At 56.5% G+C, this 13,628-nt stretch carries 12 protein-coding genes and 2 tRNA genes; 2 read left to right on the top strand and 12 right to left on the bottom strand.

The genetic code is table 11. From position 1 onward, the window contains the following. Positions 1-82: 82 nt before the first annotated feature. From HMPREF2942_RS06765 to HMPREF2942_RS06775, 3 genes are all read right to left on the bottom strand, one after another. Positions 83-727: a hypothetical protein gene (locus HMPREF2942_RS06765; RefSeq protein ID WP_005504422.1), complete on the bottom strand. Its 645-nt coding sequence runs from the start codon at positions 725-727 to the stop codon at positions 83-85. 201 nt (positions 728-928) lie between these two features. Further along, positions 929-1,417, bottom strand: a complete 489-nt coding sequence (locus HMPREF2942_RS06770; protein WP_005504421.1) for a hypothetical protein — start codon at positions 1,415-1,417, stop codon at positions 929-931. A gap of 209 nt (positions 1,418-1,626) precedes the next feature. Further along, positions 1,627-1,974, bottom strand: coding sequence for a DUF4190 domain-containing protein (locus HMPREF2942_RS06775; protein ID WP_049340397.1), 348 nt, complete (start codon positions 1,972-1,974; stop codon positions 1,627-1,629). Between the two features lie 254 nt (positions 1,975-2,228). On the opposite strand from HMPREF2942_RS06775, the gene HMPREF2942_RS06780 reads away from it, so the two are divergent. Further along, positions 2,229-2,320, top strand: a tRNA-Ser gene (locus HMPREF2942_RS06780). Between the two features lie 93 nt (positions 2,321-2,413). Here the strand turns inward: HMPREF2942_RS06780 and HMPREF2942_RS06785 are convergent. The 9 genes from HMPREF2942_RS06785 to HMPREF2942_RS06825 all read right to left on the bottom strand — a co-directional run bounded on the left by HMPREF2942_RS06785 (position 2,414) and on the right by HMPREF2942_RS06825 (position 12,580). Continuing rightward, entirely contained in the window at positions 2,414-2,959 is a 546-nt protein-coding gene (locus HMPREF2942_RS06785) for a SixA phosphatase family protein (protein WP_005504419.1), read from the bottom strand. A 151-nt stretch (positions 2,960-3,110) separates the two neighbouring features. Beyond that, the gene (locus HMPREF2942_RS06790) at positions 3,111-3,863 is read right to left on the bottom strand and encodes a winged helix-turn-helix domain-containing protein (RefSeq protein WP_005504418.1); all 753 of its coding nucleotides are present in this window, start codon (positions 3,861-3,863) and stop codon (positions 3,111-3,113) included. 578 nt (positions 3,864-4,441) lie between these two features. Continuing rightward, positions 4,442-5,080 carry a uracil phosphoribosyltransferase gene (gene upp, locus HMPREF2942_RS06795; protein ID WP_005504417.1) on the bottom strand — a complete coding sequence of 213 codons (639 nt, stop codon included), beginning with the start codon at positions 5,078-5,080 and terminating at the stop codon, positions 4,442-4,444. A gap of 185 nt (positions 5,081-5,265) precedes the next feature. Next, positions 5,266-5,352 (bottom strand) — tRNA-Ser (locus HMPREF2942_RS06800). Between the two features lie 154 nt (positions 5,353-5,506). Beyond that, positions 5,507-6,127 carry a TetR/AcrR family transcriptional regulator gene (locus HMPREF2942_RS06805; RefSeq protein ID WP_070688706.1) on the bottom strand — a complete coding sequence of 207 codons (621 nt, stop codon included), beginning with the start codon at positions 6,125-6,127 and terminating at the stop codon, positions 5,507-5,509. Between the two features lie 80 nt (positions 6,128-6,207). Further along, positions 6,208-8,814 carry a YhgE/Pip domain-containing protein gene (locus tag HMPREF2942_RS06810; RefSeq protein WP_070688707.1) on the bottom strand — a complete coding sequence of 869 codons (2,607 nt, stop codon included), beginning with the start codon at positions 8,812-8,814 and terminating at the stop codon, positions 6,208-6,210. A 2-nt stretch (positions 8,815-8,816) separates the two neighbouring features. Next, entirely contained in the window at positions 8,817-9,551 is a 735-nt protein-coding gene (locus HMPREF2942_RS06815; protein ID WP_049352314.1) for an ABC transporter ATP-binding protein, read from the bottom strand. A 300-nt stretch (positions 9,552-9,851) separates the two neighbouring features. Then, a complete protein-coding gene (locus tag HMPREF2942_RS06820) occupies positions 9,852-10,379 on the bottom strand; it encodes a nucleoside deaminase (protein WP_049352318.1) in 528 nt (175 codons plus the stop codon). 41 nt (positions 10,380-10,420) lie between these two features. Beyond that, complete coding sequence (locus HMPREF2942_RS06825) at positions 10,421-12,580, bottom strand: RecQ family ATP-dependent DNA helicase (protein WP_070688708.1); 2,160 nt, start codon at positions 12,578-12,580, stop codon at positions 10,421-10,423. A gap of 338 nt (positions 12,581-12,918) precedes the next feature. Here HMPREF2942_RS06825 and HMPREF2942_RS06830 point away from each other — a divergent pair, with 338 nt between their 5' ends. Next, entirely contained in the window at positions 12,919-13,575 is a 657-nt protein-coding gene (locus HMPREF2942_RS06830; protein ID WP_049352327.1) for a DedA family protein, read from the top strand. Positions 13,576-13,628: the final 53 nt, after the last annotated feature.

Genomic DNA, 13,628 nt, shown 5'->3' on the forward strand with positions numbered 1-13,628 from the left:
ATTTATAGCGTCCAAGTTTCGGGGCGCAGTTCAAACGTGAGGAACGGGGCTTTTGCGTACCCTCCAATGAGGGTGAAAGTGTTTAGAAAAGTACCAGCATCTGCGCAGTCTCCACGAGCCTAGAATTTGCGGCAGAATCAGAAAGAGCCAGCATAATCGCCAGCAGCATACCGCCGCCAAAAAGCACCAGGAACATGCCACCAATGACTACGCTAATCCAGTTCAAGATACGCCCAGCCGAAGCAGCCGCGCCATAACGCTCTGCCTCGTTCGCCTTGAAAATACCGATAACACCCAGAATCAGGGAAGGCAGACCAAACAGCCACCAGCTGAGAGTCACTATACACGCCAAGCTGATAATACCCAGCACCGTGGAAGTCTGAGCAGCCTTCTCACCGGCAAGCTGCTCGGGGGTCTTCTGAACAATGCCAATAGGAACCATCATGGGCTGACCGTACTGGCCGGGCTGCTGGTACTGCTGACCGTACGGGTCGTACTGATTCTGACCATACGAGTCTTGACCGTACGAATTCTGACCGTACTGGTCATAAGAATACTGATCGTAGGAGCTCTGCCCGTACTGGCCGTAAGAACCCTGACCGTATTGGCCATACTGACCGTACTGAGTGTTCTGCCCGTACTGGCCGTTCTGGTTGTACTGCTCGTTCAGACGGTTGTAGTCCGGGTTGTAGTCGTAGGGGTCTGAACCCCGAGGATTCTGAGACATGGCATCTCACTTTCGTACGGCTGGTGTGTGTTAAACAGTATTCACCCTAACCTATCACCGAAACGGGTACAACTACATCTGTCGCACAAACCCGCGCAATACATTTTAAGAGGGCAGTAGAGTGCCAGCTGGTACGCGAAAGCCCCGCTCCTCAATACGAGAAACGGGGCTTTTATGTACCCTCTAGGAGGGCGAGACCTTTTAGAAGAGTGCCAGGGTGCTGACCAGCTCAGTAAAGTGGTTGGAAGAGGAAGAAGCAGCACCTGCCGCGCCGATAAGACCCAGCAGCAGGAAACCACCGATTACAACCAAGAATAGGCCACCAAAAGCTGCGTTAATCCAGCCCATGATGCGACCACCCGAAGCTGCAGTGCCAAAACGCTCAGCCTCATTAGCCTTCATAATGCCGATAACACCCATGATCAGCGAGGGCAGACCGAACAGCCACCAGCTAACAAAGAAGTTGCAGATCAGACCAATAATGCCGAGCACCATGGAGGTCTGACCAGCCTTCTCGCCAGCAAGCTGCTCGGGGGTCTTCTGAACAATGCCGACGGGCACCATCATGGGCTGACCGTACTGACCAGGCTGCTGGTACTGCTGCTGACCGTTCTGAGCGTTCTGCTCGTTCAGGTTGCCGTATTCCGGGTTGTAGTCGTAGGAGTTAGAGTCCTGCGGGTTCTGAGACATGTGGTCCCTCTTTCGTGTGAATGGTGTGTATTGAACCTTACTCACCCTAACCTATCGCTGAGGTGGGCACAAACGGATTCGTCATTCTGGAGCTATACGCACCATATATGCACTAATTAGAAAACTAATTAGGCACGCAAAAGCCCGCGTGCGCACGGGGCGCTCGCGGGCTTTCTCAAATCATGAGGCTACTGCAGGTAGCTTCAATCTTACTGCTTTACAAAAATCTTCAGAGCGACCAGCAAAATAATACTGACGACACCCAGAACAGTACCGGCAATAGCCATACCGCGGTTCTTCAGCTCGGGGTTATTCATAGCCAGGCGGCCGGTCGCAATAGCTACAGCACCAAGGATGAAACCGAGGACAAAGAAGCTCACAATACCGCTCACCAGAGAGACAATCGACAGGGTCTTTGCCTTCTTCGCCTGAGCCTGCTGCTCAGGGGTCTGAACGGGCACACCGTAAGGAGCCTGCTGATTGAACTGAGGTGCCTGCTGGCTAAACTGGGGGTCCTGGTTGAACTGGGGCTGGGGGTTGTTGGGGTTTTCAGACATGATCTCTCATTTCGTTGAGTAAATAAGACACCTCTGGCAACGTTGCATGGAAAAATCACACGCCAGAGACGCCCTCTATTTATCGGTTGGACAGTAGCAGTCTATCGAAAATGTATATGAGCCTCAAAGCGCACAATCCATAATCCGCCCTATAAAGCAACACATACTCAGAGATATCCTCCAAAGCACGGGCCGAATTGACCAAGCGCAAAACAGCCTATATTCTTATAGGGATGCGCTCACGAGCGCACCGTGGAGACGTGCCAGAGCGGCCGAATGGACTTCACTGCTAATGAAGGGTCGGGGTTAAACTCGACCGGGGGTTCAAATCCCCCCGTCTCCGCCACAAAAAGCCCCGTACCGGTTGGTACGGGGCTTTTGCTTTACCCATCTCATTCAGGCACGAAGCCTAGAAGCTCTTGGGCTAGAAGTTTCAGGACTAGAAGCTCTTGAAATCCACGAGGCGCGCATCCGCCCCATCAAGCAGAGCCCACTCCCCCGGCACCTCAAACACCGCAATGGAAGAGGGCGGGAAACCGTAGTACACATCCATGGACGCGTTCGGGTCAGAATCAGGGCTCATCAGGCGCTGCGCGGCGTCCTGCACACCGGGCAGATGCGAAACCACCATCAGAGAATGAACATTCTCCGAAACGCTGTTAATGCGCGCAATAATGCGGGACGCAGACACCTCGTACAGCCCCTCATCCAGATGAGCAGTAGGCGCCTTCGCACCCAAACCATCCGAAACCCAAGTCGTCGTCTGACGAGTACGCAAAGCCGACGACGACATAATCTGCTCCGGAATATAACCGCGAGCCGCCAGCCAGGCGCCAGCAGCGGCAGCCTGCTCATGGCCGCGCTTCGTCAGCGGACGATCAAAATCATTCAGACCCCAATCAGCCTCCGCATGGCGCATAATAATCAGACGCTTGACCCCGCTGCGGTGCGAGCCAGATGCAGTGTTGGAAGAATTTTCAGCCATACACCCATTCTATCTAGAGGGCGCCGGAACATGCCGCACACCGCCACAGCACGCACACTAACACCCCCAGGCGGGCACAAGTAAACCCCGGTGCACCGGCATCACGCCAGCACACCGGGGTGCACTCTACAGAAGCTAAATTCTGTACACGCTAAATCGAGTATTCCGGAGCAGCCCAGACAACAACCTCGGGGTGCTCAAAGAAGCGGTAACCCTGACCGCGCACCGTACGCACGGTACCCGACAGGCGACCCAGCTTCGAACGCAGACGACGAATATGCACGTCAATCGTACGCTCATGCGGATGCTCGTCACCGGAGCTCCACAGCGCCTTCAGCAGCTCCTCACGACCCACGGTGCGGGAAGAGTTCTCCACCAGGTGTGCCAGCAGCTCGAATTCCTTGAAGGTCAGCATGAGCGGCTCACCATCCAGGAACACCTCGCGGCGTGCCAAATCAATCAGCACACCCGAAGAGTGGCTATTCGTGGTCTCTGCTTCGCGGGCGACATGCGCCTCCGGGTGCATATACATTGCGGTCGGATCGCCGAGCGCATTACGTACCACCTCAAGGTCGCTACCCTCAGCATTCACTGGAGCCAACGCCACAGCGGCGTACGACTCCGACTCGGGAGCCAGGTGGTGTGCATAAGTGCGCAGATCCTGAACGATACGCACCAGGGAGGTACCGTTCGCTGCAGCAAGTTCCTCATTCAAACCCACATAGAGCACAAAGCCGCGTGCCTCATTTTCCTGAGCCTGTTTATGGGCAGGGTCACCGGCTGAGAAAGTCATCGGACGCAACGTTGCGGCCTGCGCAACGGGACGCTGAGGCTGCACGACCTGGCGCTTAGCGGCGCGGCCGCGCTGGGAGATGTGGACATATCCAGGTACAGCGCCTGACATGGTTCAACCTTCTCTCAAAGTCTGTGTACGGGATCCCTGTCGTACGTAGTGTGGGGTGCGCCGGAAGTGACGCCGAGTCAAACAGTCCCCAATACCTGTTCGAGCTTCAATCCTCTTACTTAATATTTCTCCTATTTGACGGATAAATCAAGCGGATTCGGCATAGTGGATTCATCTTTATGGGCGAGAGGAGTACAATACCCCCTCTCGCGTTTTGGGGTTTCAGGGACTACCTGAAGCTTTCAGTATTTTTTCTCTTATAAATATTCATAGCTTCTTTTATTTACTGGTTTCACCCTGTATTTTCATGTGAAGCTGTGAATATGCTCAATATATTTTGAGTCCCTCAAAGCACTATAGTGTTCCTCATCACATATTATCAAGGGTGTTTCATAAACCCACACAAGCGCCCAACAACACCATAAACACCCAAGACAGCAGACCGTTAGACACACATCCCCCAACACCACACCATATGACCTGCACACAGCCTCCAGCAGACACAACAAAGCGCCCCCGCACATGCTTAAACATATGCAGAGGCGCCCCACTCACATCACGTGAATAACGCTGAAAAACTACTCAGCCAGACCGTACAGGCGGTCACCAGCATCGCCCAGACCCGGAATAATGTACGCCTTCTCGTTCAGACGCTCATCACGAGCAGCCAGGAACAGGTCAACATTCTCCATACCCTCAATGCCCTTCTCCAGAGCAGCAATGCCCTCAGGAGCAGCAATCAGGCACACGCAAGTCACAGACTCAGCACCACGCTCACGCAGGAACTTAATGGCCTCAATCAGGGTGCCACCGGTAGCCAGCATCGGATCCAGCAGGTACACCTGACGACCAGTCAGATCCTCCGGCAGACGCTCAGCATACGTCACAATATCCAGGGTCTCCTCATTACGAGCCATACCCAGGAAGCCCACCTCAGCGGTCGGCACCATGCGAGTCATACCCTCAAGCATGCCCAGACCAGCACGCAGAATCGGAACAACCAGCGGCTTAGGATCAGCAATACGGACACCGGTAGTAGTCGCCACCGGAGTCACAACCTCAACCTCTTCCACACGAATCTCGCGAGTCGCCTCATAGGCAAGAAGGGTCACCAGCTCATCAACCAGCTGACGGAAAATCGGGGACGGGGTGTTCTTATCACGCAGAACACTAATCTTGTGAGAGACCAGCGGGTGGTCAAGAATCTTAATACGCATAATACGATTTTACCCACCCCCGAATCAGCAAGCACCGGCAAAGCCCCGGAAGTGGCACACAACCTATAAAACGAGGCGAAGTACCCCCGCACAAACACCCACCAACGCACCCGCCAACACCACCCCAGAACAATCCAGGCATGCGAAAACCCGCCGAGACGAATCTCGACGGGTTTTCGTTGGTGCGGTGGTGGAGGGATTTGAACCCCCGTTGGCTTTTACACCAAACATCATTTCGAGTGATGCACCTTCGGCCGCTCGGACACACCACCAACAGTGGAAAACTATAGCACACCCCCAACAGGAGAGCAAGAAAAACCACGTGCGGCAGCCGGGTGTCGCCCTCTTCACGGCCCCTTTTCACCGTGCCCTTTTCGACACCCGACACCGAAGTCCCGGCTAGGTCTACAGACCCAACAGGTCCGCCTAATGACGGATATACCCATCTACAACCAGCATGACAGCACGCGTTGCATCCTCAGCATTGCGCTCCGCCTGATGCACTTCACGATCCATAGCAAGCATATAAATCGCTCCGAACATAGAGATCGCAATCGCACGCGGATTCTGAGCGGTATCAACCGTATAGCGGCGAGCCACAGCCTCCGTCATCTCCTCCAAAAAATCCAGAAGATTCAGACGGTTATCGCTCATCGCCTCAGTCCAACCATCCGCGCCCTTCCACGTCTCCGCAAGCCACATCCGAGTAAAACCCGGACGGTCCTCAAGATACTGGAACGCGGCGCGAACAGCACTCCGCAACGCCTCACGCGGATCAGAATGAACCGACGCCGCGCGACGCGCATCGCTCAGCAGCAACTGCGTGCCGTACTGAACCAGCTGATCCACCATGGTCTTCTTAGAACCGAAGTTGTAATACACGGTTCCCTTAGAAACACCCGCCCGGGCAGCCACCTCTTCAACAGTGGCGTACTCAAGCCCCTTTTCGGTCATGATTTCCATAGCAGCGTTGAACAACTTCAACTGAGTTCTACCTGTACGGCCGGGACGACGACTTGAAGCTTCAGCGACTGGGCGCTGCAACATCAGCAGTCCTCCCTCCCTTTTTGCAGATATATCTCTATTTTATTAGACAGTTTTCCCCCGGTGCGACCAAACAGGGTTCGTTACACAGTAATCTCCGGCGCAAGCTTCTTCAGGGACCACGTACGATCACGACGCGTGCCAATATAGCCCAACACCAGACCAGCCAGACCCCACAGAGTCAAAACCAGCATGATGCCCCACAGGCTCGACTCATTAATGCCATACGCCAAACGACGCGTACCCGCCACCGCATAACCCATCGGGAAGAAATCATGCATCCAACGAATCGACTCAGGCAAAGTCTCATACGGCATCGTGCCGCCCGCAGTAATCAACTGCAGAATCAGAATGACCAAAGCAACAAGCTTGCCCGGCGCACCCAAAATCACCGTCAAACCATGAATGAAACCGGTAAAGACCAAAGCCACATAGCAGAGGAACAGCCACACCAGCCACGGATGAGCCATCTCAAAGCCCAAACCAAACTTAATCGCGGCAAACATCAGAGTCGCCTGAGCAATACCCACCAGGCCGAACGGCATCCAGCTACCGAGCATCACACGAATCGACGGAGCATGCGACGCCAACGCACGGTTATTCATCACGCGCAGCGTCTGAACCAGCATCAAGCCGCCAATCCACAACGCCAAGCACATGAAGAACGGACCCATGCCCTCACCATAGTTACGAGCCGACGCCAAGGAATCATGCGACAAAGTCACCGGGTTCGACATCGTATCCGCAACCTTCGCCTGATCAGTCGGCGCAAGACTCGGAACCTGCTTAACACCAGAAGCCAGGCCGCTCTCCAGCGACGAAGTACCATCCTTCAACTCGGAAGCACCATCATTCAGCTGAGCAGAACCATCAGACAGCTTCGCCGTACCGTCAGAAAGCTGCGACGCACCATCCTTCAGCTCATTCGCGCCATCAGCCAACTTCTGCTGACCCTCAACCGCAGACTGCTCCTTCTGCGCCAAAGTACCGCTACCATCCTTCAGCTCGGCAGTACCGCTCTTCAAAGAATCAGTACCCTCCTTCAGCTCAGAAGCACCACCAGACAAAGTCGCAGAACCACTCGCAAGGCTCGAAGCACCCGAAGCAATCTTAGAATTACCATCAGCCAGGCTCGCCGAACCTGACGCCAACGAGGACGCGCCAGCATCCACACGAGCGGCGCCATCAGCTACCGACGAAGCGCCCTTGGCAAGCGAAGACGCACCGGAATCCAGCGAATCCACGCCAGCAACCAAAGTCTGAATCTTCACCGCAGTCGACGACGAACCATCAGAAATACAATGGCTCGACTTCAATGCGCTCAGCTTCGACAGGGCATCAGCAGCGGCAGCATCACGAGTAGCCAGGTGCGACTGCAGAGCCTTCTGATTCAGCTCAGCAACCTCATTCTTCGTCTCCTCAGAATCAACAGCAGCCACCAGCTGATCAGCCTGCTCCTGAGTCAACGTACCCGCCTCAACCAGAGGAGTCACCTGAGCACGCACCTTCTGCGCAGTCGCAGACACCACGGTATTCGACAGATCACGACCAAAATCGCCACTACCGGCAGACGTATCCGTCTCATGCAGGCGCATGCACATCGCGTTCAACTCGGCCGGCAACTCACGAATACCCGCCTGATCCATACCTTCACGCAACTGATGGATACCAGACGCCAAATCATTAGCACCCTTCGCCACCGAAGCCGAACCACTCTTCAAGCTCGCAGTACCCTCAGCCAGAGTCGCCGAACCATCCTTCAGCTTCGACGCACCATCAGAAGCAGACGCCGCAGCCGAAGCCAAAGTCGACGAACCATCCTTCAAACTCGAAGCACCATCGGCAAGCTTCGCAGCACCAGAATCCAGCTTCTCGGCACCAGAATCCAAAGTCGAAACGCCATCAGCAAGCTTCGCGGCGCCCTCCGCCAACTGCTTCTGACCATCCAACAACTGGGACTGACCATCAGCCAGAGAAGAAGTACCATCCTTCAGCTTCACGGCACCATCATTCACCGTGGCAGTGCCGTCCTTCAGCTGAGTGATAGCGTCCGCCAGCTTCACCGTGCCGTTATTCACCTTCGACGCACCATCAGCAGCCTCACCCATCTTCGAATGAATCGTCGTGAAGCTAGCCAACAGCGAATTCGCCGTAGAATTACCGACCTTCTCCGCCACCGAATCACGCACCGCAGTGCCCGCCTTCGTGACAATATTCGTCAGCACATAGTTATTGGCATCATTCGTAATGACCTCAATGCCCGCCGAACGCGCATCAATAGTGCCCGTCTTACCGTCAGCATCAGGCTTGAACGAACCGGCACTCTGCAAATTACGGGAGAAGTCCTTCGGAATCACCATCGCAAAGTCATAGGTGCCGTTCTCCACGCCCTCAACAGCCTCAGTGCGAGTCTGCACCTGACGCCAATCAAACGTGCCAGCATCCAGCAGGGACTGGCGCACATCAGCACCGGTGTTCACCTGCTTACCTTCAGAATCCTCCGCGCCCTCATCCTCAACCACCAGGGCACCCACAATGCCATTCACATGGCCGTAAGCATCCCAGTTACCGTACAGGTACAGGGCGCCGTACAGCAGAGGAATGCAGGACATCGCAAGCAGCACCAGAACCGGCAGAACACCGCTGGTCAGGCGCTTCAGCTCAACGAGTGCAACACGCAGAACAGTCATTCTTACTCCTTCTCAGCGTTTTCGCCATGTTCGGGGGAATCATTGGAGGGTTCAATCTCGCCCTCAACAGGAGCCGACACGTTTTCCTCAGAGGCTTGTTCCTCAGGGGCACGACCGACCACAGCACGCGCACCATGCCAAGACTCAGAAATATGAGGCACAATCGCCACCACCGTGCGCGGGTGGTCCTCATCGGCGGCAAGCTCCTCCAGGTACGGAAGCCACATGTACGTATGGTTCAGGTGGCGGGAAGGAGTATCAAAAACCAGCAAGTCAGAGGGGCTATGCTGCGCCAAAGCAGCCATCAGCTCAATGTTCATCTCGCCGCTAATCTCGTCCATCCACAAGCCGTCCAGGTCCTCAAGACCGCGCTCGGCCAGCCAGCGGCTCGCGCGGGAACGACCAAAAATCGGCAGGTTATAGGAGAGCATCTCCGACACGTAATCGTGCACGCGCATATGCTGCTCAGGAGCGGTCACATCAGGAGAGTCCACCACGCTGCTGAGAGCACGCAGACGCTTCATCGAAATAGGGCGAGGCTCATCATCGCCTTCGCTCCAGCTAATCGTGCCGCCGGACAGGGGAAGGCGACCAGTCAGCGCCAACGCGAGAGAGGTACGCTCCAACTGGCTATCCGCCTGAACAATAATGACTTCACCCTCACCCACTGAGAAGGTGGTGCGGTCAAAAAGCGGAGTGTGGCGCCCTTTCGCCCAAATATTGTCAACGCTTAACACGGTTAGATCCCCTCAGAGAATGGATGGTTCGGGTGAGTTTCTGGGAGTCATCCGCGGGCACCGCGCGGGGTATTAAACGTCAAGCGCGGGCAGGCGGAGGCTCCAATGCCTATATATGGTAGACCCGGTTATGTGTGATGTGGTGGGCTTTTCTTGAAATTCAGGGGTCATTTTTGAAATTTTTGAAGTATTTTTCAAATAAATCGGGTTTTTCGTACAAATAACGCGAAAAGCCACGTAATCTCTGCACGGCTTTTCGCGTTTTACGAACCATCTTTTAGGGGTGAGGCCTAGGGGCGATCAGGGGCGGCGTTCCTTAAAGAAGTCCACCATCAGCTGCGCACACTCATCAGCACACACACCCGCATACACCTCGGGAGCCGGAGCAACCCTGCCGTCACGCAGCACATCGTAACGACTGCCAGCAGCCCCCGTCTTCTCCTCCCAGGCTCCAAAAACCACCGTCGAAACGCGCGACGCCAGGATCGTGCCGGCGCACATCAGGCACGGCTCAACCGTCACCACGAGCGTGCACCCGTCCAGGCGCCACTGACCACGATGCGCCGCCGCCTGACGAATCGCATTCACCTCCGCATGGGCACTGGGGTCATGCTCCCGCTCGCGGGTATTGCCCGCCGAACCAATAATGACGCCCTGCTCATCCACCACCACAGCACCGATAGGGATCTCGCCACGCTCACCCGCGGCGGCACCCTCGGCGAGGGCGCGGACCATCCACTCGCCGTGTTCGGGGCGAGCGGGAATATCGCTGAGCACAGCGGAAGAACCGTCTGTGACCGTCAATTTTGAATATTCCGAATATGACATACAACCTCGTCAGGGGAATAAATAAACACTAATGGGCGCAACTAGTGGGTGGCAGCCAAAGAGAAAGGATACACCGCAGAAGCACCTGCCAGCCGCAGCTCACGCGCCACAACCGTAAACGCCCACCGCGAATCCACCACATCAGAAACCAGCAGAACAGGGCACCGATGCTCACGCACATAGTCCAGAACCTCTGCAGGCACCCGGTACGAGCGCAGCACATCCGCACAACGGAACGCGCTATTACCGCCAAAGAAACGCGGCTCCCCCACCAGAGACACCTGACCCAAATCCACCAGACGACCCACCGATGCCAATCCCCTACCCAGGGACTGAGCCAAACGGGGACGCACCGGCGAAGGCAGAGTCAACACCGCCACCGGACGACCCGCCTCAGCCCACTCCCAAGCGGCAAGCACCTTCACGCAGGCGCGACCCAGCTCGGCAGGAACCTCAGAATCAACTGGCTCACCCAGTTCATTCGTCGCCAGAAGCTCACGCAGACGAGTACCGTACCCCATGTCGCTCAGACGCGCCAAAGCGTAACCGGATTCAGCCTGCTCATCCTTAGACAAACGACCGCGCGGCGCATCCGCACCCATCAGCTGGTCCAGCCCGCTCGGCCACATACGGCGCGGTTGCAGGGGCACGCCCACCGTATTAAAGCTGCTCTGCGCCGCCTGCTGCGCCTCAGCGGGAACTTCAACCGGGTACCAGGGGCCCGCGCACACATCGCAACGGCCGCAAGCAGTCGCGGAAGCATCATCAAGCTGCTGAGCCAGGAAAAGCATACGGCACTGACTAGTACGTTCATACTCGAGCATGGCATTCTGCTCCACCACACGCGCCTGCGCCACCGCCGCGTAACGGGCACTATCGTACTGCCACGGCGAAGAGGTTCGACGCCAATAGTTGCCTTCCTTCACGGCGGCACCCTCAACATCTAGCACCTTCAGCAGAAGCTCCAGGGTGGAGCGGCGCAACTGAACGCGCGCCTCCAACGCGGTAACGCTCAACCCCTCCGGGGAGTGGGCGAGGGCATCCAGCACCGCCAGCGCCTGCTCCTCATTGGGCATGGAGGCGGTCGCAAAATACTCCCAAATGGCGCGGTCTTCACGACCGGGCAGGAGCAGAACATCAGCGTTGACGGCACCTCGTCCGGCGCGGCCAATCTGCTGGTAGTAGCTCACCGCAGACGACGGCGCGCCCAGGTGCACGACAAAACCCAAATCAGGCTTATCAAAACCCATACCGAGGGCGCTCGTCGCCACAAGAGCCTTCACCCGGTTTTCCTTGAGCGCCTGCTCTGCAACCAGCCGCTCATCCGGGTCAGTTTTGCCGGTGTAGGCAAGCACCTCGTAGCCGCTGGCACGCAGAGCGTTTGCGGTATCTTCTGCCGCGGAGACAGTCAACATGTAGATAATGCCCGAACCGGGCAGGCTGTTCAGGTGCGTGAGCAGCCAACCGATGCGTTGCGCCTCATCAGGCAGGGTCAGAACACCCAGGCGCAAGGACTCGCGGGACAGCGGACCGCGCAACACATGTACAGGTGCGGTGGTATCAGTGCTGAGCTGTTCGGCGATATCGCGGCTAACACGGTCATTCGCGGTTGCGGTAGTCGCCAACACCGGCACACCCACCGGCAGAGACTTAATGAGCGAACCAATACGGCGGTAATCGGGGCGGAAGTCATGGCCCCAGTCAGAAATACAGTGCGCCTCATCAATGACGAGCAGGCCCAGGCGCGACAGCAGGTACGGTAGCCACTGCTCGCGGAACGCCGCGTTATTGAGGCGTTCGGGGCCCACTAGGAGTACGTCGAGCTCGTTAGCTTCGAGGCGGGTGCGGATTTCATCCCATTCGGTGACGTTCGCGGAGTTCACCATGGCGGCGCGCACTCCCGCGCGGGATGCCGCCTCGACCTGATCACGCATGAGGGAAAGCAGCGGGGAGACAATAAGAGCCGGGCCCATACCGCGGGCACGCAACAGCAGAGAAGAAATGAAGTAGACCGCGGACTTGCCCCAGCCGGTACGCTGCACGACGAGGGTGCGGGCGCGGTCGGCTACGAGGGCGCGAATCGCCTCATACTGGCCGTCGTGGAACTCGGCATTAGCGACGCCGGTGAGGCAGCGCAACACGTCGCGGGCTTCAGCATGCAGGAGATCGGCGGGGCTGGAAGCTGGCTGCTGGGGGTTCATGGTTCTCTCCAACGGTGGGTGGTTGGGGCAATCGCTACGCCGCGACGCGCCGTGCTCTCTTTCCATCATGTCACACCCCGGTATCGCCCGGCTCTGCGGATAGTCATTTCTTGAGGAAGCGTGCGAGCGCCGCGTCACCTCCGGCTGTTTAGCCGCGATGGTGGGGAGATTTACGCCTCGCTCACCCGTGCGTCCGGCGTAAATGCCGGTAGAATTGTGCCAGTAATACACAGCCTCCGCATAGTTTTGCACAATGTTCACCATAGGTACACTTTCTATGCTGGTGTTATTCCGCCGCCGATCCGTGCGTGCGGTCCACTCACAGTTCAGGATTTTTCATGACTTTTCTTGCCATCGCTTTGGCGCATCTTCCGGTTGCGCTCTTGGGCCTCGACCTTGAGCAGTTCCTGCTCGATACCGGCCCCTGGGTTCTGGTTGTTTCGGCAATTATCGTATTTATTGAGTCCGGTGTTCTTTTCCCGGTTCTTCCGGGTGACTCCCTGATTTTTGCTCTGGGTATGCTTCATGAGCAGATGGGCCTGTCCCTGTGGGTTGCTTTCCCGGTCCTGGTGCTGGTTGCTATTGCTGGCGCTGAGGTTGGCTACCAGATTGGTGCCCGTTACGGCCGTAAGATCTTCAAGGATGACGCGAAGATTCTGAGCACTAAGAACCTGCACACTACTGAGGAATTCTTCCAGAAGCGCGGTAGCTTGGCTCTGGTTCTGGGTCGTTTCGTGCCGATTGTTCGTACTTTTGTGTCTCTTGCGGCTGGTATTTCTTCGTACGACCGTAAGAAGTTCCACCTGTGGAATGTTGTTGGCGCGGTTGCGTGGATTGGTTCGATTGGTCTGGCGGGTGTGCTGCTGGGCGGTATTCCGTTCGTGCACAACAACATTGAGTACATTGCTGTGATTATTGTGGCGGTTTCTGTGGTGCCGGTTATTATCGAGTACCTGCGTGGCCGTTCGAAGGCGAAGCAGGAATCTGCTGAGTAATACGTGAGTCCTTCTCGGCTGCTGAGCCGGGGATGAGAAAGGGTGGGGATACC

Source organism: Rothia sp. HMSC071C12 (assembly GCF_001813895.1).
GTDB classification, from domain to species: domain Bacteria; phylum Actinomycetota; class Actinomycetes; order Actinomycetales; family Micrococcaceae; genus Rothia; species Rothia mucilaginosa.

Coding starts and splice junctions, on each gene's coding strand:
- HMPREF2942_RS06765 (WP_005504422.1), bottom strand. CDS start 727: ATGTCTCAGAATCCTCGGGGTTCAGACCCCTACGACTACAACCCGGAC.
- HMPREF2942_RS06770 (WP_005504421.1), bottom strand. CDS start 1,417: ATGTCTCAGAACCCGCAGGACTCTAACTCCTACGACTACAACCCGGAA.
- HMPREF2942_RS06775 (WP_049340397.1), bottom strand. CDS start 1,974: ATGTCTGAAAACCCCAACAACCCCCAGCCCCAGTTCAACCAGGACCCC.
- HMPREF2942_RS06785 (WP_005504419.1), bottom strand. CDS start 2,959: ATGGCTGAAAATTCTTCCAACACTGCATCTGGCTCGCACCGCAGCGGG.
- HMPREF2942_RS06790 (WP_005504418.1), bottom strand. CDS start 3,863: ATGTCAGGCGCTGTACCTGGATATGTCCACATCTCCCAGCGCGGCCGC.
- upp (WP_005504417.1), bottom strand. CDS start 5,080: ATGCGTATTAAGATTCTTGACCACCCGCTGGTCTCTCACAAGATTAGT.
- HMPREF2942_RS06805 (WP_070688706.1), bottom strand. CDS start 6,127: ATGTTGCAGCGCCCAGTCGCTGAAGCTTCAAGTCGTCGTCCCGGCCGT.
- HMPREF2942_RS06810 (WP_070688707.1), bottom strand. CDS start 8,814: ATGACTGTTCTGCGTGTTGCACTCGTTGAGCTGAAGCGCCTGACCAGC.
- HMPREF2942_RS06820 (WP_049352318.1), bottom strand. CDS start 10,379: ATGTCATATTCGGAATATTCAAAATTGACGGTCACAGACGGTTCTTCC.
- HMPREF2942_RS06825 (WP_070688708.1), bottom strand. CDS start 12,580: ATGAACCCCCAGCAGCCAGCTTCCAGCCCCGCCGATCTCCTGCATGCT.
- HMPREF2942_RS06830 (WP_049352327.1), top strand. CDS start 12,919: ATGACTTTTCTTGCCATCGCTTTGGCGCATCTTCCGGTTGCGCTCTTG.